This window comes from Citrobacter freundii complex sp. CFNIH2, from assembly GCF_002880615.1.
Taxonomy (GTDB): Bacteria; Pseudomonadota; Gammaproteobacteria; order Enterobacterales; family Enterobacteriaceae; genus Citrobacter_A; species Citrobacter_A amalonaticus_F.
On record NZ_CP025757.1, the window covers coordinates 1,040,747 to 1,060,388 of the forward strand.

Annotated in this window: 16 protein-coding genes and 1 pseudogene; 13 read left to right on the forward strand and 4 right to left on the reverse strand. The window is 47.9% G+C overall.

Going from position 1 to position 19,642, the window contains the following annotated elements; all coding sequences use genetic code 11:
- The first annotated feature begins 9 nt into the window (after nucleotides 1–9).
- The 4 genes and pseudogenes from WM46_RS05350 to WM46_RS05365 form a co-directional block, all read left to right on the forward strand.
- Nucleotides 10–2,790, forward strand: a complete 2,781-nt coding sequence (locus tag WM46_RS05350) for a kinetochore protein (protein WP_102601653.1) — start codon at nucleotides 10–12, stop codon at nucleotides 2,788–2,790.
- 14 nt (nucleotides 2,791–2,804) lie between these two features.
- Nucleotides 2,805–8,756: a DEAD/DEAH box helicase gene (locus WM46_RS05355; protein ID WP_102601654.1), complete on the forward strand. Its 5,952-nt coding sequence runs from the start codon at nucleotides 2,805–2,807 to the stop codon at nucleotides 8,754–8,756.
- Between the two features lie 4 nt (nucleotides 8,757–8,760).
- Nucleotides 8,761–9,909 (forward strand): PD-(D/E)XK nuclease family protein, encoded by a 1,149-nt coding sequence (locus WM46_RS05360; protein WP_102601655.1) that lies wholly within the window; start codon nucleotides 8,761–8,763, stop codon nucleotides 9,907–9,909.
- Nucleotides 9,910–9,990: 81 nt separating this feature from the next.
- Nucleotides 9,991–10,113: pseudogene (locus WM46_RS05365) on the forward strand (IS3 family transposase); the annotation flags it as partial.
- A gap of 255 nt (nucleotides 10,114–10,368) precedes the next feature.
- On the opposite strand, the gene WM46_RS05370 reads toward WM46_RS05365, so the two are convergent.
- From WM46_RS05370 to WM46_RS05380, 3 genes are read right to left on the reverse strand one after another with little or no spacing between them, the layout of a single operon-like run.
- Nucleotides 10,369–10,704, reverse strand: coding sequence for a hypothetical protein (locus WM46_RS05370; RefSeq protein ID WP_102601656.1), 336 nt, complete (start codon nucleotides 10,702–10,704; stop codon nucleotides 10,369–10,371).
- Between the two features lie 35 nt (nucleotides 10,705–10,739).
- A complete protein-coding gene (locus tag WM46_RS05375; protein ID WP_102601657.1) occupies nucleotides 10,740–11,099 on the reverse strand; it encodes an acyl-CoA dehydrogenase in 360 nt (119 codons plus the stop codon).
- Between the two features lie 14 nt (nucleotides 11,100–11,113).
- Nucleotides 11,114–11,641 carry a hypothetical protein gene (locus WM46_RS05380; RefSeq protein WP_102601658.1) on the reverse strand — a complete coding sequence of 176 codons (528 nt, stop codon included), beginning with the start codon at nucleotides 11,639–11,641 and terminating at the stop codon, nucleotides 11,114–11,116.
- A 190-nt stretch (nucleotides 11,642–11,831) separates the two neighbouring features.
- On the opposite strand from WM46_RS05380, the gene WM46_RS05385 reads away from it, so the two are divergent.
- The 5 genes from WM46_RS05385 (at nucleotide 11,832) to WM46_RS05405 (ending at nucleotide 14,880) form a co-directional block, all read left to right on the forward strand.
- Entirely contained in the window at nucleotides 11,832–12,206 is a 375-nt protein-coding gene (locus WM46_RS05385) for a helix-turn-helix domain-containing protein (protein ID WP_102603778.1), read from the forward strand.
- Nucleotides 12,207–12,475: 269 nt separating this feature from the next.
- Nucleotides 12,476–12,868 carry a DUF2787 family protein gene (locus WM46_RS05390; protein WP_102601659.1) on the forward strand — a complete coding sequence of 131 codons (393 nt, stop codon included), beginning with the start codon at nucleotides 12,476–12,478 and terminating at the stop codon, nucleotides 12,866–12,868.
- Between the two features lie 120 nt (nucleotides 12,869–12,988).
- Nucleotides 12,989–13,450, forward strand: coding sequence for a hypothetical protein (locus tag WM46_RS05395; protein WP_102603779.1), 462 nt, complete (start codon nucleotides 12,989–12,991; stop codon nucleotides 13,448–13,450).
- Between the two features lies 1 nt (nucleotide 13,451).
- Nucleotides 13,452–13,904, forward strand: a complete 453-nt coding sequence (locus WM46_RS05400; protein WP_102601660.1) for a RadC family protein — start codon at nucleotides 13,452–13,454, stop codon at nucleotides 13,902–13,904.
- Nucleotides 13,905–13,950: 46 nt separating this feature from the next.
- Nucleotides 13,951–14,880 carry a tyrosine-type recombinase/integrase gene (locus WM46_RS05405; protein WP_102601661.1) on the forward strand — a complete coding sequence of 310 codons (930 nt, stop codon included), beginning with the start codon at nucleotides 13,951–13,953 and terminating at the stop codon, nucleotides 14,878–14,880.
- Here WM46_RS05405 and WM46_RS05410 read toward each other — a convergent pair.
- A complete protein-coding gene (locus tag WM46_RS05410; RefSeq protein WP_016248782.1) occupies nucleotides 14,867–15,481 on the reverse strand; it encodes a hypothetical protein in 615 nt (204 codons plus the stop codon). The genes WM46_RS05405 and WM46_RS05410 overlap by 14 nt on opposite strands.
- Before the next feature lie 223 nt (nucleotides 15,482–15,704).
- On the opposite strand from WM46_RS05410, the gene WM46_RS05415 reads away from it, so the two are divergent.
- The 4 genes from WM46_RS05415 to WM46_RS05430 all read left to right on the forward strand — a co-directional run bounded on the left by WM46_RS05415 (nucleotide 15,705) and on the right by WM46_RS05430 (nucleotide 19,330).
- A complete protein-coding gene (locus tag WM46_RS05415; protein ID WP_016248781.1) occupies nucleotides 15,705–15,902 on the forward strand; it encodes a helix-turn-helix transcriptional regulator in 198 nt (65 codons plus the stop codon).
- 1 nt (nucleotide 15,903) lies between these two features.
- Entirely contained in the window at nucleotides 15,904–16,362 is a 459-nt protein-coding gene (locus WM46_RS05420) for a hypothetical protein (RefSeq protein ID WP_102601662.1), read from the forward strand.
- A gap of 98 nt (nucleotides 16,363–16,460) precedes the next feature.
- Nucleotides 16,461–17,315, forward strand: a complete 855-nt coding sequence (locus tag WM46_RS05425) for a hypothetical protein (RefSeq protein WP_233896725.1) — start codon at nucleotides 16,461–16,463, stop codon at nucleotides 17,313–17,315.
- An 869-nt stretch (nucleotides 17,316–18,184) separates the two neighbouring features.
- Nucleotides 18,185–19,330 carry a hypothetical protein gene (locus WM46_RS05430; RefSeq protein WP_262360463.1) on the forward strand — a complete coding sequence of 382 codons (1,146 nt, stop codon included), beginning with the start codon at nucleotides 18,185–18,187 and terminating at the stop codon, nucleotides 19,328–19,330.
- Nucleotides 19,331–19,642: the final 312 nt, after the last annotated feature.

Consider the following 19,642-nt stretch of genomic DNA (forward strand, 5'->3'; position numbering starts at 1 on the left):
ACGTTTAAGATGGCTAAAAAGAAAAATATTATCAGCGACCGGCTGGGCCAAATGTACTACTTCGGTACAGAATCTCATGAATTGATCAGATGCTTGCAAGAGTGCAAGCAAAGACTCACCAGAAATGGCGCTAAAGCGGATAATTTACCGAAAGGACCGGAGAAAAGGTTACATTTTCTCCGTACGTTACCACCTAAGGCCAAACCTGTTGTGTCTGATTGGCTTCGTGAAAATTTAACGTTTTCTGAACAAAATGACCCACAAATTGTTCTTAGAGATCTGTTAGAAGCAGAAAGTAATGCAGAAGATATTGAACTCTGTAAACCGTTATGGCGCACCATTCTGGGATTCTATATCTCTTCTGACTGCCCTGAAATTATAACGAAATTCCTGAATGGTGAAGAAATTGATTTACCCCAACATGGTGTTTCTGACTCCTTGACAATTAATTTCACTGACGAAGACATTGAACAATGTGCCTTAATTAGTCAGGGTAAAGAAATTTCTATGCCAGAGCGCACTATTCCACTGTTTGTTGGGGGATTGGTTGACGCTCTTAGGGGAACGCGTACAGCCGATAATCGATGGCGGACAAAGCTATCAGAACATTCTTTACCGCTGGCGCGAAAATTGGGTGAACTTATCGATCAGTTTGAAGCCAGTCACGACCTTAAAAAAATGGATGGTACCAGTGTAATACAGGCTCCTCCCGTTGTTTCCAAAGAAATCGACAGTTCGATGGACGAAGTTATGTTCATTGGAAAAGTGTTAGCGTTAACCGCGTCCGGCGCTTTTTTTGTTACGCCGATTAGTCTGTTAATTAATGGCAACCTACGAGACCTCCCGGAGGAACTGGTAAAAGATCTTTTCCCTCATGGTGGTGAAGCCATTGGTTTTGAGAATCATTTCAGCAAAAAATTTACTCGGGGTGAAATTGCAATATGGAAAGCCCGATATCAGCCGTCTGATAAACCCGCGCAGTATGTCATTACTGACTACCTGTCGCGCGTTTATCCTGTCGTCGCGCTGCCTCATGCCTCTGATGAACCTGATACTGTCAGAGAGTGGTTACTCACCAGCTACCAACCGCAAAACGATACGTCGGTCATTTTTCAGCTAAGTGATGGAGTATCCCTGAGATTACCGGGTGACTTGTCTGATCCTAAAAAATATGACTTTGATATGCCGCTGGAGAGTTATCGTCAGGTTCCTCAGACATTACTTGGTTCTCATGCCCTCACGGTGATCACTGAACTCCCTCAGGTAAGTGAAAAGTATGATTGTGCTGAAGCTACTACGTGGATCAAACGCCTGCTTAAACGAACTGATTCAGCAAAAGACTTCCCTCAATTCAGTAAAGGGCAGCTACAAAACTTAACCCATTTTATTGCTGAACATGAATCTGATAATGAGGCATCCTATCTTCGTGCAGTATCTCATCTGGAACAGATAGCAGATACAAGATCCTTTCTTAATGATACGACTCAACAGTTACTGGCTTTACCTGAGGTTGAGGCGCAAATTAATATTGAGAAACAGGAAATACTGACTCGTTACGAAGACGAACAGTATCAGATTAAACAATCAATAATGGTATTATCTGAAAAGAAAATACAGCTTGAAAATGTAATAGCCGATCAGAAGAAAAAACTGAAAAAAGAGACCGATCGAATTAATAAAGCACTACGTCAGCAAGAAAATGAGCTGGAACAACGGATTAAAAAGACCTTCGAAGCCGCATCTCAAGCGGGAGTGGAAACGCTAGCCCAGACAGCGCTACTGCGGGCGATTATCAAAAATGAAACAGCGCAGGAACAACCTGTCCAACAACGGATAACACCAGAACCTGTAGCCGAATCAGTAAATTCTAATTTCCCATTAGCAGAGGTGAGCATCCTGACTCGCAAGCATCAACTATCATTGGCTATCGAAAAACAGGCACAGGCAACGGGACTAAGTGAATCTTTATTATCCAGCCTGATTGCCACTGCGAGTATTACACCCGCGATCGGATTGATGGGAAAACAGACAAAACAGACTATCGCTTCATTAGCGAACCTTTTAGCTGGTAATGTTTGGGGGGAAGTATCGGTACATAGCGATCATTTTAGCTTCAGCGATTTAATGAACTCCCCCACGCTGATCCGCTTATCCGGCGATACTCATACCATGACACTGGGCGATTTTTTGACCCAACAACAAGAGGCAGGGCTGGCGAGCATTATTGAATTGCGTGGTTTTAACCGTACTCCGCCAGAAACGCTGCTCCCCGAACTCCACGAGTGTTTATTCAGAACTCCCCATTCTGCCGCATGCAGTTGGACGGATCGGCGACAGGCTTTGCGACATTTGCCCATCCGGCACCCAATACTTTTTTTACTCACATTCACCACCGGGAAAAGCACGTTTCCATTACAGGCTCCTCTTGCTTACCAGTTACCTCTGTTTCTGGCAGAGAATATATGGTCGGATGAACGGCCATTTGAGCAAAATACTGACATCACGCCTTCTCGTATTGCCCCAGAACTATGGCAGACAATCTATGTGGACAACCACCAGCCAGAACACCCGGCTTGTGCGCCATGGGAAGCACTAAAAGCAGCGCTACTCTCTTTACTTCCTGATGAACAAGCGCAAGCCGTTGCCCGTCTGGCTTACGGTCTCGGTCGTAGTACAACACAAGATATTGCGACCACGATTGACATTCTTGCACCGGAATTAGGGCCATATGTTCAGGAAATGACTAGCGGTGAATCGGCAAGCGTACTTGAGCACCTTTTCCAGTTATAAGCAAAGGAATAATAATGAATAATCCACTGGAAACATTTGAATCAATAAGAGATTTTTATATTTCGTACCTTGAAACAGCCTTCCGTATTGATTCATCAGACATACAGTCTGAACGGCGAGCGTTACTGGAACAGCAAGGGACATTATGTGCCGATCTATTTCTTGAACCGATGCCCCGATATCAGCATTATGGCTTAACTATCAGCGAATTACGAAATGATGCTTATGGCCAGACATGGTTGCCAGGGTTTAATGCGCAACAAAGGGCGGCATTCATCGACCTCTGTTTAGGTGGACTTCTGCCCCACAATAAAACGGATTCAACTAAGGGACGTTTTAATCTTTATACCCATCAACTGGACATGCTGAAAAGAGGGGTACAGCCAGGGAAACCGGGTATTGTCACCTCCGGGACCGGTTCCGGTAAAACCGAATCATTTTTACTGCCTGTTCTGGCACAGATCGCAAAAGAAGCTACCGGCTGGCCGCAAAGCCCGGCGTTGAAGTGCTGGCAACCGTGGTGGCATAAGGTAGCGGATAAACAGCCCAGCTTCATGCGCGAGCATGAAGCCGCTGCTCGTCCGAAAGCGGTACGCGCGCTGATCCTCTACCCGATGAATGCCTTGGTAGAGGATCAACTGGTACGTATGCGACGGGCGCTGGATTCCAGCGAAGCTCATGATGTCATGGATACGCATTTCGGCGGCAACCGGATCTTCTTTGGCCGTTATACCAGCGCAACTAAAGTAACTGGCTGGCTTAAACATCCCCGACTCAGTGAAGAAAAAAATGAGAAAAAGCGCGTGGCTAAAAAAATCACTGAGCTGCGTGAATATATGCAATTAACGGAAGAGACCCATCAGGAGGCGGTACGACAAGCGCAGCAGGACAAGGATAACGAATTATCGTTTAATTTCCCCCGAACCGCTGGCGGAGAGGTTCTCAGCCGCTGGGAAATGCAAAAGACACCGCCCGATATTCTGATCACCAACACCAGCATGCTCTCAACGATGCTGGTTCGCGAGGTGGACGATCCTATTTTTGAGCAAACCCGACAGTGGATTGAGCGCGATCCTGATGCCTATTTTTATCTTATTCTTGACGAACTTCATCTACAGCGAGGAACCGCTGGTACTGAAGTCAGCTACTTGCTTAAACATTTGATCAACCGGCTGGGGCTGGATCAGGAAAAACACCGACACAAATTGCGCATTCTGGCCTCCAGCGCCTCTTTACCCGTTGAAGGTGCTGAAGGTGATCAAAGCGTCGAATATTTATGGGGGATGTTCGGTCAGCGGGGATTACCCGCAGGTGCCTCTTCCAGCGACTGGAGAGAATGTATTATTAAAGGTGACACCCTTCCCCCGGGCAATATGTCTCTTTTCCAGGGGGATCTGGAGGCGTTTTATCACGCAGTGCTTCAGTTACAGCAAGCACCACTTACCTCATTACAACACTGGCAGAATGTCGCCCGCAGCATGGAAATGACAGCCAGTGAAGCCTCTACAGAACAACTAGCGCAACGTGTCGTTTTACAGGCGGGCAACCTGCTTGAAAGTGGCTGCTATACGGACGATCATTCTCCGAGAGCTACGTCAATCAAAATGCTTAGTTCACGCCTTTTTAACGCCCAACCCCATAGTGACAAAGCGCTCCAGGCATTAATCTGGTTACGTTCGACTGAGGGAGATTGGCCGCAATGGTTTTCACATGCCTTTCCTGATGATATCGGTGCGCCACGTTTCCGCGCTCATGCTTTTTTGCGCGCTCTTGAGGGGTTATATGTCGCGCCATTGCCCATCCCTAGCGCTGCATCTGCGCAAGAAATTAATCAAAGATATTTTGGCGATCTTACCGTGGAGTCCGGCTTACGTTACGGCAAAGATAAAAAATCGCGGCGTGTCGAATTACTCTATTGTGAATGTTGCGGTAATCTCTTTTGGGGGGGTAAACCTTCGGTCTTTTCCGGTTCAGAAAGTCGAATTGAACTTTTACCCAACGACCCTGATACGGAACAACTGCCCGAACACGCAAAATCAGTCATGGTAGAACGCCGATCTGCTGAAGAATACGCGCTATTTATGCCCGTTGTCGAACGTTTCTGGCCGAAAGGAAATGAGGAGCTAAACAGCGATAATGACAATACTTTTGGTACTTGGGTAAAAGCCAGCTACGATCCATTTACCGCCACTATTCAACACCCAGTATCGCTCTTAAAACCGCTACCGGAAAACCATATAGCGGGCTGGTTCTATTACGTCAAACCCGGTGAATTTGCCTCCTCGGAAAGAGGCCAGTCATCCAGCCAGTCACCGGGAACGGCGCTACCTTTTCAGTGTCCGGCGTGTGGTACGTCCTATAAATACGGCAAAGGTAAGCTCTCCCCAATCCGTAGCTTTCGCGTCGGTTTTTCGAAAACGACACAACTACTGGCCAGCTCGCTAATGGCGGAACTACAGCGATCGGGTAACCGTGAGCAACTGGTAACGTTTTCAGACAGTCGTCAAGATGCCGCAAGGGCGGCGCTCGATCTGGAATCGGGTCACCATGACGACGTCAGACGAGAAATTGTTGTCCATTCGCTACAGACTATTGCGGCTGATAAACCGTCCCATAACCAACTAAAAATACGCCAGGCAGAGATAGAGAACCGGAACAAAACACTAGTTAACCTCAGCGTAAGGTCGGATGAGGAAGAGGATGAATTGGATCAACTTGCTGATGAACGAAAGAAAATCAGAGGGTTATTATCAAAGCCTGAATCTGACAGCATACCTCTGCGTGAAATCCTCGAACCTGAATCACCGGATGCAGGTCAACCGCTTGGCCCGCTGTTAAGGGCGCAGGTAGATGCAGGTATTCACCCTTCCGATCGTACTGGCATCGCGCCTGTTCCCGATCCAGAAAAACATGAAGAAGGCACGCTGACCTTTGCATGGCAACAACTCTTTGAAAAGAACACGCAGGGGGAGTGGTGCTGGAAGGCGCTTCCATCCTATGAAGACAACCTGCTTGTGGCACGACAGGAGATTTCACGCGATCTGAAACGGCTGGTGGGGGAAAGCGTATTCAGTAAAACCTACTTCGCGCTGGAAGAGTCCGGTTGGGGTTATCCCTGCCTTCCCATTACCGGAAACGACTCACGGGAACATCTCGCGATTTATGACGCAATGTTTCGTGTGTTGGCGGACGCATACCGGGTTACCCCTTCACAATATACAAAGACAGAAACTCCATGGAGTTCAGCGCGTGATGTCAATCGTAGAAACCGCCTGTACCGTTTTACACAGGAGATATGCCAGTGTTCAGGAGGCGAGCCTTTATCTTTAATTGATAGTTTTCTCCGGCGACTAGAGCTGGCGGGTCATCAGGGCGGTATTATTGATATTGGTAAAATGCATTTTCGCCTGGCGGAACCTACAGATCGCGTCTGGCGCTGCTCCCGCTGTGGGCGTATACACATGCACACCGGCGCGGGAATCTGTACTCGCTGCTACTCTCCTTTACCAGAAACGCCGTGCAGTGAGGCAAAAACGCTCCAGATGCAACACTATCTCGGCAAACGTCTCTCACATTCTTCTGGTACTCACAGGATGCGCTCAGAGGAACTGACTGGAATGACCGAAAATCCGGCGGCAAGGCTACGCCGGTTTAAAGGTATTCTGATTGCCGACGACGATGATATTTTACCGGAAGGAATGAAAGATTTTGCGCCCGATAGAGACCTTGACCGGGCAGCTCGCGTGGTCGATGTGCTTTCCGTAACCACCACCATGGAAGTGGGCGTTGATATCGGTGATTTACGCGCGGTCTTTCAGGCCAACATGCCACCACAGCGCTTTAATTATCAACAGCGTGTCGGACGTGCCGGACGACGTGGACAGGCGTTTTCATTCGTCTTAACCGCGTGTCGCAGCAAGAGCCACGATCTGTTCTACTTCCGCCACCCGGAAAAAATTACTGGCGATCTCCCTCCGCCACCGTTTCTGACCACAAAGCTGGAAATGATCTGCCAGAGACTGGTACGAAAAATCTGGCTGGTGTCGGCATTCAAATGGTTAAGGCAGCAAACGGAAAAAGCCGATCACCCATGGCCGGTTGACGACTACGCACACGTCCCTGATAACCATGGTGAGTTTTTCCCGGTGCACTGGCTGAAAGAAAACCAAACGGACTGGCTGCCAAAAATCCGGCAGGCTATCGAAGCAACCATCCTGGCGCGCGATGAATTTGCCCGGACCAGCACACAGCAAAACCCCCATTTGTCCCAGAAAATTATTCAGCCTTTGACGCCGGAACAGCTGATTCAGGATATCAACGCCGTACTGAACGACAGCGCGATGGAGGCGAAAGGACTGGCAGAAGCATTGGCGGAACACGGTAAATTCCCAATGTATGGCATGCCGACCCGATCACGCCTTTTGCTGACAAGGCCAGTCAGCACAGGTGAAAAAGAAATCGAATTCGCCAGCATGGACCGCGATCTGGATATTGCGATACAGGAATTTGCCCCCGGAAAAATTCTGGTTCAGGATAAACGACGCTACTTTACAGCAGGTTATAGTGGACTGCTTAAACAGAGCAGAAAAAATCCACGATCATTTTATTCAAATGCCTGCGAACCGGGTGAACTCAGAACAATGACCGCCTGTCCGGTGTGCAACATCTGGGCTCCGGCAAACTCTCTGGCCACCGAATGTACTATCTGCGGTGCCGTTATGGATAAGGCAGAGCGCTATCAATGCTATGTTCCTTATGGATTTATCACCACGCTGGAGCCAAAATCGGCCAAAGAGGATTTTGATCAGATCCTGACCACGGCCAGTCGTGTATCAATTGCAGAAGCCTACACTTTTTCTGCCACGCCAGAGCCTGACGTTAATGTGGCGATACAGCTTCAGCCGCAGACATGTCTGCACCGCCTGAATCGGGGAATTTATACCGATAAAACATGGCGTGGTTTCAGCGCAACACAGGGGAGCCTAACGGTCCCTTTCAGAAAGCAGGGGACCTACCAGCCGCTTTGGGCTAACCGGGTTTGGATGGATAGTCAAATTATTGAGGGCGACCTGTTAGTTAAAAAACGCTTTAACGATCGGGGAGAAACCCGAAACACATTTTATCTTGCCGCGCCTAAAGTGACTGATCTACTTGCGCTGATGGTTGCCCAAACCCCGCTGGGTCTCCGGCTACAGTATTCCACTCTAACTCCGGCATTCAGAGCTGCTGCGCTCTCGGCGTCTTTTATCATTGTTAACTATGCATCAAAAGAGCTATTGGATATTGATCCTGAAGAAATTGAAATTCTGGAACCCCGCGTTCAAATGCTGAAAAACGGTAAGTCGGTACCAGTTCTGCAAATGGCCGATCGTCTGGTTAATGGTTCAGGGTTATGTGAACGGCTGCAGCAGAAGGACGCATCCGGTTCTCTCATTATACTTGAGGTCATGAAGAAGATTTTAAATAACAAAACGGCTTACCCGCTGGCTGAGTTCCTGCAATCCGATCATCGCGAACGATGCTTTCAAGGATGTTATCACTGCCTGCACCGATACGGAAACCAGCCGTATCACGGGTTGCTGGACTGGCGTCTGGGACTGGATGTTATTCAACTTCTTCTGGATCAAACCTATAACGCCGGGCTGAACGGTGATTTTACATCTCCGGGCGTGTCTGACTGGCCGGAAAATGCCCTACGATTAGCTAAAGAGGCCGCTTCGCTATACAGCGACAGTGACGTAAAAGTAATGGGGAATATACCCGTGATTCGCACCGGTGACGGGCGGTGGGCCGCCGTACTACATCCATTCTGGGATCCCGATGCTGCATTTGCTGCAAACCCCGAACTTGAGGCATTTTCATATGAGGTGGACGTAGACGCGACGAATACTTTTGCGTTGTCCCGCCGCATGGGGACTGAAATGGCGAAATTACGGACTCAGGCGTCCTCATCTCAGGAGTGTTAATGCAATGAATGAAATGACGCTATCGCGTACTCGTCCGGTGCTTCCTTCCTTGTTGGGTTATTTCGCCGTTTGCCCGGCGAAATACCTGCTGGAAAGTGAAGCTCATTCTTACGCTCGTTTACCGCTGCACCCGGGAGTGATTCTGGGCCAGGTAATACATCAACGGGTCAATTCAGTGATACGCAGGGAGGCCGCTTTTGGGAATTATACCCTCAGGCAACTGGAAAATGATTTTTCGATCGAGCTGACAGCCAATAGACGTGCCGGGCCGGTAGCAAACTGGATATATGACCGTCAAGGCGTTGCCGGGCTGGTGTCACGCCAAATGCTTGTTACCCAGATCCGCTACGTCAGATCGCTTATGCCACCTGTTTTCGTAAAAGGGGGCCCTGCACACGAAAAAACATTACCCGTTGGCCGGGAGGTTATGCTGACCAGCAATGTTTTCGATATGCATGGGCGGGCCGACCTCATATATCAGGAGCGACCCGATCGGTTAAACGTAGTTGATTTGAAAACCGGAAAGGTAACAGACGAACTAAACCAGCCGAAAGAAACTAACCTGTTACAGATTGCGGCCTATGGCATAATGGTAAGAGAGCGAGCACCTGATATGAACATTGGGTTAGTTCTGACGGGGAGCCGTGATAGTTGGGAAGGGGTACTGAATACAGACCTGATTGAACGGGTCACTACGATTATCAAAAATATTAATCGACTTTTGCCACGGAATATCCCACTTTCAGTATATGAGTTGGCTTGTCCAGGCACGTACTGCTCCCATTGTTCCTGCCGTTGCTCGTGCCCTGCCTGGACAGAAAAGCTACGCAAGCAGATGCAACTGTCTCTTTCTGATCATCAGCATGGCGGAATCGATATTAGTGGAAAATTACTTGATGCGGAAAGTGACGATCATCTTCTTACGCTGAAGATCCTGCTACCCGATAATTCAGTTGTTAAGGTCTTTCGTGTGCCTTCCAGCACCATCCCAGATCCAACGGAAATAATAGGAAAACAAATTGCATTGTACGGATTAAACACCTTCAGTGAGACACCAATAGAGTATTTTCCCCGCAACTTCTACGTCATCAATATGCAGGATACAAGAAGATCGGCGTTTCAGTTTCACTGGCAGAGTGAAGGAGAGAATTAGACCTGGGGAAAACGCTTACCTTAAACAACGCTCGATGGTCTTACCCGTAATATATTGACGCTCAGCCAGCGGTGATTACTCATGACAAAACCAGCATCGACCAGCAAAATGACCCATAAGCAGTACATACCCTAATTCCTCGATGAAGCCCTGAAACTGGCTGAGCGTATTGGTATCGCTGCCGCTGCCCGTGAGCTCAGCCTGTGACCTGCTCCCTTTTGATTAATACATGCGATTCTTTTTAATGTCTGCATATGGCACGGAGCGCACATATAGAGTCAATTAAGTTAGCGCGTCGGAACAACGGCGGCGGTCATTGATTTGTCACAGTCCCTAACATTACTAATGTGTAGCATGAATGTCTTCGGCTGTTGTGCCAATCTGAATCAATCCCATCCACCGGTCAAATTCTAAAAAAAATCCTCTTCTTGTCGACTGGCATCCTTTGCCGTTTAACTATCATAAACCATACACATTTATATAAAATTGTCCCTTGCCATCCTCTGTTTTCTGTATCCGATACGAAATTGGCAACGAGTCTTTCATGTTTGGTTTGGCGAAAGTTAGATCAGCAGCACACTGATAAACTTCAAGACCTGGCTCATGACTTAAAGTCCTGACATTATCGACAGAAATTCGGACATCCTTATCCAACGTCATTCCTTTCTCTATCGTTTTCCTCGCTATATCAACGACCAGATTCTTGGCATCATCACTGTTGCATTTGGGCGTCTTATCACCGCAACCGACCATTAAACCCGCTGCAATCAACACCAGAAGCATGTTTACTTTCATTTATTGTTTTCCTTCAATTCAAAGTTGTTGTCTTGTTATTTTTTGTTGTATTGGCCATCCATTAAACCCGACGCAGAAGCACCGCAGTATCCTTCACAACTACGCGTCATAACGCCGGCTTTCCCATTATTCATTTCACTGAACACTGCAACGCACTGGCTGGAACTATCATTCCAAACCCAACGGTGCTTCTGATTCTCGCCAGCAGCTATTTGTTGTGCTGTCCCCTCCATATTGCAGGTCCCTGAGCCATCCCTGACTGATGCACTTATACTGAACTCCGCATTACTATTACTTGGTTTCAAGGCTAAAACAGCGCCGGGTTTGGAGTACTGAGCAGCGATTGTCGGAAGGGCAACGCCTGCCAGTAATAACGCAACAAATGTTCTTTCCATCATTAAATTCCTTGTTAGTTGATACGAATGTTTTTGGTGATTTTCCCTAGTGCCAGAGGTCTGCGTTTTTCCACAAAGAAATACACAACGTTGAAAGCTGATTTACGGTGATTCCCCCGACCCAGAGAGGGCCAGTTACGGAAAGATTCGATCTGTTCTTCTGAATAGGGCGTGTCAGAGAAGTCAAACAGCACAAGCAAGGCTTTGCCGTCATGCTTCATCAATTTCTTAACTTCTGTACTGTTGACGGTCGCGGAGACATTGGAACGTGCCGCAGTTGGTTTACGTACTGCAAACTCAACGGCTACATCATCAATCACAAAGTCAATATAGCCATGACCTGAGACGCTGCCAGGTAGCTTGCTTTTGACTTCCGGTGAGACATTATCTGCAAACCAACCGAGTAGATAGCAGCGCACTAATGGCAGTAATTCCCGCTCGCTACATTCATTCAGACGCAGTGTTTTGACAAATTCTCGCCGGTAAAGAGAGCTGAAAAAGTACTCAAAGCAATCCGTTATCTCAGTAATGGTGGTTGCCACAATGTTCTCCTTTTTGTCCACCTTTGCTCTGCTGCTCAACAGATGGGGCTTTCAATCCAGTCTGGTTGATCGGTTGTAGTTGCTTTTGTCCATAAAGGACGTAAACATAAATTTTATGTCCATTAGTGATGTTCATGCAAGAGTAAAAAAGCCCCAGAATTCCTCTTATGGACGTTCTGGAGATAAAATGATGGTTAAACTGATGGCAGATTCAGCTGATAAGCTGGTAGGACAGCGTATTCAGGCCAGACGTAAAGAAGCAGGGCTAACCGCTGCCGATCTTGCAGAGACTATCGATATCTCTCAACAACAACTTTCCCGCTATGAACGCGGAACGAATAAGATCAATATTGCTCATTTAGTCAAAATTGCTGTTGCTTTAAAAACTCCAATCAGTTGGTTCTTTATTGATTGTATGGAGGATTTAAATGTTTCTGATATCCCGATTAACTACGCCACTGGGCTTGACGGTGAATTAAAACAACGTCTCGAACAAGTCTGGAATAAGCTAGATAACACTAAGAGGAAAAGCTTAATTATGTTTTTAGATGAGTTTATAAAATAACAACCAAATTAGTTCCTGAGTGAAATTATTTGCATTAAAAGCATGGCGCTGGTAAAATAACATTGCTGGATAGTGTCATATTGTCCAGTAGCTGATACAAACTAATTGCCAACTTAGTATTTCATTTTATTATCCCATCCTGATGGGAGGGCGCCTATCGTCTAAACAGTCAGTATGGGCAATGGCCAATTATTGGTTTGTATCATCAATTCAAATGCATATTTGCCGGAATAAAAACGATGAGTGTTATCCATCAGGAAGGGTTAGCTATGCCCGTCGATCAGGAATTAATAAATATAATATTAAATGAAGCGGGAAATTCACCGCCGCATAAAGCAAAAATTACAGCCGTCAGCCTGTTATTTAAAGACCTAAGTTACAGCGCTGAAAAGGGCGGTTACCATCCTGTCGAAATACGTCTTATTTCACGCAATGATAAATGGTATTTTGATTACATCACCGACTTCAGTTATATGGGGACGGTATACCCCGAACTGGAAAAGGAAATTGATATCAGCTGGAGTCAGCAATATGTTTTTCTTGCTCATGTTGGTGATCTGCCTGTTAACGCCGGAAGGGAGCTATTTGAACTCTGGCAATCCAACTTTATTCAGTATCACGCTATGAACATCTACACTATTACCGTTCTCTGGGAAAGCTAATCCTGCCGCACTAATTATCACTACTGACATGGAGAATTATCTGTGACTACTGACAGAGGGATACGTGCGTCTCAACAGGGCGAACTGGACTGTCTTTGCGGTGCTTATTGCATGGTTAATATGCTGAGCTGGCTGTATGACGGCAGGGTGAAACGACGCCCGTTAATGAACCGGCTTATTCAGGCTTATCAGCAGCGTTGGCCCTTGCATGAATGGCTGACTGAAGGGATTGAAGAAGACCGTTTAGACTGGCTGATAGCTCAGGTATTGCAGAAAGGGTATTACAGCCGCCAGTTCCCGGTTCAAATTACCAGACCCTTTGCAGGGAAGCGAGGGTTATCAGACGGGCGACTTTTCAGGGAAATGCAGCGGTTTCTTGACGTCACTGACCACTTCCGCCTGATTATGCTCAGCGACCAGTTTCACTGGTCCCTTCTGGTCAAAATAGATGAAGAAACGCTCTGCTTCTTTGACAGCAACGGGCGAACCACCATGCCCCGCAAAACATTCTCCCTGCGTACTGGCGTAACCCGCCGCCAGCTGTTTCCTGACGCCATTTACTTCATTGAACGGGAGTTCTGAAATGACCCTATTTACCCAACGTGAAACCCGTATCCTTGACCAGGCGCGTGACATTATCAGCCGGTATTACCAGCGTGGGGTTCAGCTCTGTTCCCCTGATGACGTTCGACGGTGCGTAATGGTTGAGCTGGCACCGCTTGAACATGAAGAGTTTGGCATCATCCTGCTCGATAATCAGAATCAGCTGCTGCACAAGGAAATCCTGTTCAGGGGTACGTTAAACTCGGTCAGCGTTCACCCCCGTGAAGTTATTAAGCGTGTACTGAAACATAATGCCGCCGCAATCATCCTTGTCCACAACCATCCCAGCGGCGAGCCTGAGCCCAGCCGTTGCGATATCAAGTTGACTAAAAAGTTTCAGGAGCTGCTGGAAATGCTGGATGTGCGGTTGCTTGACCACTTAATCGTCGCCGGGACTGAAACGGTGTCGATGGCTGAACGGGGGCTGGTGTGATGCTGAAAGTTACCTGGTTTAATGTACGTTATTGCGGGTTACGAGCATGAGCAGGACTACGTTGCTTCAGGTCGCGCCAGTGGTGAAGACTACCGTGTTTGATGCGTATATTGGCGGTCTGGCACCCTCGGGGCGGCGGGGTATCACCAGCCTGTTAAACCGCAGCGCCAGCATACTTAAACGCGGTACTGGCGCAAACAATCACCCGTGGGAACAACTCAACTACGCCGCCGTCGCTAAAGTACGTGCGGCACTGCTGGATGACGGTTACGCCGTGTCATCGGTCAACATGGCGTTGTCAGCACTCCGGGGTGTGGCGCAGACGGCCTTTAATCTCAATTGCATGGATGCCGAAACGCTGGCCCGTATCCGATCAGTGAAGCGCGTAAGTGGCGATATCCAGAGGAAGGGAAGGGCATTAGACAGGCAGGAAATCCGGGCGCTGATTCAGGCCGCTAAACAGCATCCGCAGCATGTACGGCGCTACCGTGATGTCGCTATAGTGCTGACACTTTGCGGAACAGGCCTGCGGGCCGGGGAACTGGTTAAACTTGAGCGCCGGGACTATGACAATGGTGTTCTCAAGGTCAGACAGGGAAAGGGGCGTAAATACCGTGAAATTCACGTGGCGGATGCAGTGGATAAGGCTATCCGCGCATGGCTGAAAGTTGGCGCAGACGAGGCTCACAGCGCACTGTTCAGTCGAATTCAGCGCAACGGTAAGGTCGCAAGCCAGCCGCTGACTACGACCGGGTTAACGGGTATCCTGGCTGATTTACAGCAGACGTCAGGTATTGCACGTTTCACCCCACATGACATGCGGCGCACCTTCATCACCCGTTTACTGGAGCAGGGCGTGGATATCAACACCGTCCGCCAACTGGCAGGCCACAGCGACATATCCACGACAACCCGCTATGACTGTCGTGGTGAGAGCATGAAAGTCAGCGCCAGCAAACGCATCAGGTGTTTTTAGCTTTTGAGCCGTTTCCAGACGCGGCTTTAGTTTTATCTTCAGCACTCAACCGCGCGTACTTTTGATTCTGGACGTTAATCAGTGCATTGATATTTTCAGGCTGAAGTACCCACGCAACATCCTCACGCGCCCATTCTTTACCGTCAGAGAGTCGTTTTAACCGGGGTTTCCATATTCCATACTCATTAAGTTTTTCTGCTACCGAAGCATATTTCTCACGATCTGACTCCCCCGTATGAAGCTTGTCAAAACGACCTTTTACAAGCTGGTAAACAGTGTAGATTTCCAGTGCCTTAGGGGACCTGGCCGGGACTATCATGGGGTGTTCCTCCGACCTATAAATCCCGTTTAGCTCTCCCTCATTGAGCAGGTCATTAAACATGTGGTTCACGCAGGCACTCAGCACATCCGCCGCTTTCTCTGCAGCGAATTTATCCGGGCTAAAACCCGCTCCCGTCAGTTTCCGGGCAATCAGTGCCAGCTTTTGCCGGGTATCCCGCCCCAGATAGAGCTTCTTCTCCAGAAATTCAAAGACCTCGTTACTGCTTTTCCGTTCCCGGTGGCATCTGGCGTCAGCCTTGTTGCTTTGGTTACCAATCATAGTCACCTCCATGAGAGCATTTTGTACAAAATATCACCATTGAGCCTCAGTGAAAATTGCTTCTTTATATGACCGTTTTGGAGACAGAAATAGATGATCTCGAATGACATCCACATTAAAGATGCCCTTAAAGTGCTCAACGAAGGCATCGTTGAGTGAATCCTTGCGTTTTTTGGTGGTTGTAAATAACCCCGCTCCTGAAACAGCTCAAAGGAGCACAAGCATGAACACCAACCGTATTTTGCGTAAAAAAGAGGTTCTTCATCTGACGGGGATCTCGTCGGCGACGTTGTACCGACTCATCTCGAAAGGAGTCTTTCCTTTGTCAAAGAAGCTAACGGGCGACAGTGGCCGGGCGGTGGGTTGGCTTGAGAGTGATATCAATAACTGGGTTAACAATCGTATGCAGGCGGGAGAATAAAATGAAAGAGATAAAATCGAAAACAAGTTCTGCGGGAAAAAAATTAGTCCCCTGGTTTGAAGCTATGGTGAAACAGGTTGGATTATCAAAATCTGAGATAGCTTATGTGTTAAATGAGCAGGAGGTTCGGATAAGTAAACTTAACGATGCATCGGCATATATGGTATCCGTTGCCCTTAAGCGGGATTGTACAGGAAACGACGGCCTGTGGAATGTATACGGTAAACTGGCGCTGATTCTTGAGCGTTGCAAATACATTCCCTGCGGGAGCAGGGCCTGCGTATATTGCACTGTAGCTCAGCAATTACATTTTCAGGGGATAGATATCGGCGGGAAACATACTATAAATAAGCTACCTACATTGTATCTGGATTTTTTAAACTCCAGTAATGAGTCTTCTTCTTTTCACTGGGATGCAAAAAAGTTAGTCGAAAGGCATGGGGATGGCATGCTGAAATAATCGGTGGATAGCCATTTCTACATGGTGAAAACTGACATATTACCCTGCAGCTGCATTTTGGTGGCAGGGTAATCAATCAATACAGCCAGGAATATTAAATGAATGATTCTTATTTCTTCAGAACATCAGATCCGGATTACATTCGCCACGCACCGTCAACGCTTGAGATTTTAAGTAAAGCATTCCCAACTATTATTACGCAGCAGGAAAGCGAGCATGAACTGCAGCGTCTTATTCATTTGTTGAATAAATTGAAAGGCAGCAATCGCTGCTATGAAGTTATTGCCCAAAAACTCAGGCAGTGTAGAAACGGATCTCCATGCAACAGTCTTATATGCCCGCATTGCCAGCGGGAACGCATTCTGGCGCAACTGGCGATGTTGCCTGTCCTGCCGGGGAATTCAGCAGAATACGTGGGAGTGGTCTTGTTTTTCAACAAGGATACGCAAACTCCGCCGCCATGGAAGAACACCGATGCGCTCAGGGCGCAAATTGGTCGTTATAAGCAGAGGATAAGCCGGGTACTTAACCGCCTGGGGTACGCCGGTCAGGCCATAGGCACCTTTAGTATGATGCGCCATATGCCTGATGGCCCAGAAGCGCGTATTTTCTGGGTTCCACAGTTGTGTTTGTTCCTGCCCAATGACAGTACGTTGATTAAGGGGCTAAAAGCGCATATGTCGCGAAGTGGTGGGGCATTCATTGATTCGTCGACTGTCAACACGCCGGTGATCTGGCTCAGGTATAAAGACCCCGCGAGGCTGCTTTCATGCGCCCTAGATCCCGCCTGGCACACAACGGATTATACACTGACTGATAAAGACGCTCTTGTTAAGTCCAGAGTAGCACCATTGAAAGGCCGGACACTGTTAAAAAATCTGCTTGCCCTGGACTCACTCGGAACAAATATTGTTTCTTTTTCGTTTGGGCAACCTCCAGGGAAAGTGCACTGATCTACCGGTAATGCAGCAACTACAATGCATTTTTGCTGTTGATCAAATTGCAGTGGAACGACGAATAACACCGGCGACCACTGCAATTTTGTAGTTGTAAAACTGTAGAGCTGGCCAGTGATTTTGATGGCGTTGATGCACTTTAAAATTCCAACTGTTCCGATTTTAACGTAACCGTCTGTTTTCTGCAGGGTCTTACGGATGCATCTGCGCACCCGATCTTTGTCATCAACTGACGAGTTAGCGCATCTGCGAGGGCTTTCTGCGTTTCTGCCAGTGAATATTATACACACAATGGGGGGAGCGGTCAGCGAGCACCATTGCCATTGAGCGCAACGGAGAGCCTGGGGACACGCAGCATAACGGAGGCTTCATCCCCTTCTCATGTCATTAAACGATACGGCGAACGAGCGCAGCGAGTGAGGGAAGGCGTCAGCCTGAACAGGGGAAAAGATTTGCGACCGGAGTGGAGCAAATCATGGGCGGAGCCCATCCTCGCAACCGGGGTTTTGACTTTCAAATTGCCCGACTTAAAAACTGGTGGAATGGTAAACGTAAAGGCCTGCGTAAGAGTCCGCGTAATGGCTAATGCAACGACACCGCTTCTGAGCGGGACCGTGAATACTGAAAAGGATTATCCAGTGAAGATCCCTAAGTGGGTTTATGACCGTATTACTGAAATAACGAATTGTGTCGTAGGGGATACGCAATGGGCTGTCACCCGTCGGCAGATATTGCGTCGGTTCCTGGCCCATATATGGCTGGAGGCAGACGATGATGGGTGGACTATATGCACTGTCCGGGATATCCGGAGCAGTTATGCCAGTCTCCTAGGACAGTGTGAAATTAGTTACCAGGGGGAGTGCTTTATGTCCACGCTAACTGATTTCCTGCCGACACTTTCGGATATTGAATTTCGTGCAGGGAAAGCGAGCAAAGATCCGGAAAAGCGTAAAGCCAATGCTTGGCTGTTCAATCCCAAGTGGACTATGTGTGATGAGGCTCAATTGGGCAAGCTAAATCTGGTTGACCTTGAAACCGGTGAGTCTGTCAGTTTTAAAGATCTGCTTAAGGAGAACGGGAAAGCTCCCAGGCATGCGATAGATGTCGAGAAACGCCAGACTGACCTAAAACAAAGGGAAAAGGCGTTCCTGGGCAAGGTTACGCGGGGACGCATGCACATCAGCCTGGTGAAGGCATTACGTAGCCGGGAGCCTGATACTTATTACCGGGCAGGAATACGCAGTTTAAATCGTCTCTACAATGGTCGGATTGAGGGACAATATGTTACTTACGACCATCATTATCGTCTGACGTTCGGAGGGCGGTATTATGATCAAGCTTTCCAGAATCTGCCCAATGAGTTGAAAGCTAAGTTTCGTAGCGACTTGCATAATTATGATATCGAAGCCTGCAATCTGGCCTGTCTGAACCATCTGTTCAGGGGATATAAAATCGATTACTGCGTGGATGCTTCTATCTATACGGAGATGATGGAACATACCGGGCTGACCCGTAAACAGTGCAAAGCCATGGTCCATACCACCACCTACAGAATTGGGCGTGTGACTATTGGTATTAATGATGGCCTTGGGGCAAAAGTGTATGAATGGTGCGGTAACAGCAGAAAAAAGGCGCTGAAGCTCCTGCGTTGGTGGAACCAGTATGTCAGCCCGTTGAGATGTGCGCTGGAGACATTGCTTGAACGTGTGCATGAGGCACATCGCAAGAGTTGTTCATCACCGCGTAACTATCACAAGTACGCCAATGAAGTCGGATTAATACTGGATCTGAATAGTGAGGAGTATCAGCGCGAAAAGACTCACCATCAGCAATATGCGCGAAATAAGGCACTGTTGGCGTTTATGATCTGTGGTGTGGAGCAGGCGTATATCCGTGAGGTAGTCAGTCTGAACCCTGGTCGTGTCTGCATGCTCGATCACGATGGGGTAGTGGCAACGGGCGCGCTTTCACTGCCGGACTGGCGGGGTTTCACGATGAAGGTGAAGGACTAGCTTACTTTCTTGAATTTAACTATCTGCGATCTCTGATAAGGGCGTATTACGTTGTCAATCATAATGGGATATGCGCATTGGAGCACGATGTGCATATCCAGCAAGTGTTCCACGTCCGCTTTGAGCGAAAAGCTGACATTTTTAAACTGTCTCGATATGCCATAATTCAACCGCGCTTACTACGCCACGCACTTGAATCGGCCATTCAATGTCAATGATGCGTCAAGTGGCGACTTATTATTTATCTCCTCTGGTGATTATTTTTTAAAATAAATTACCCCAGTAAGATTAGGCTGTGTTTACTGGGGTTAC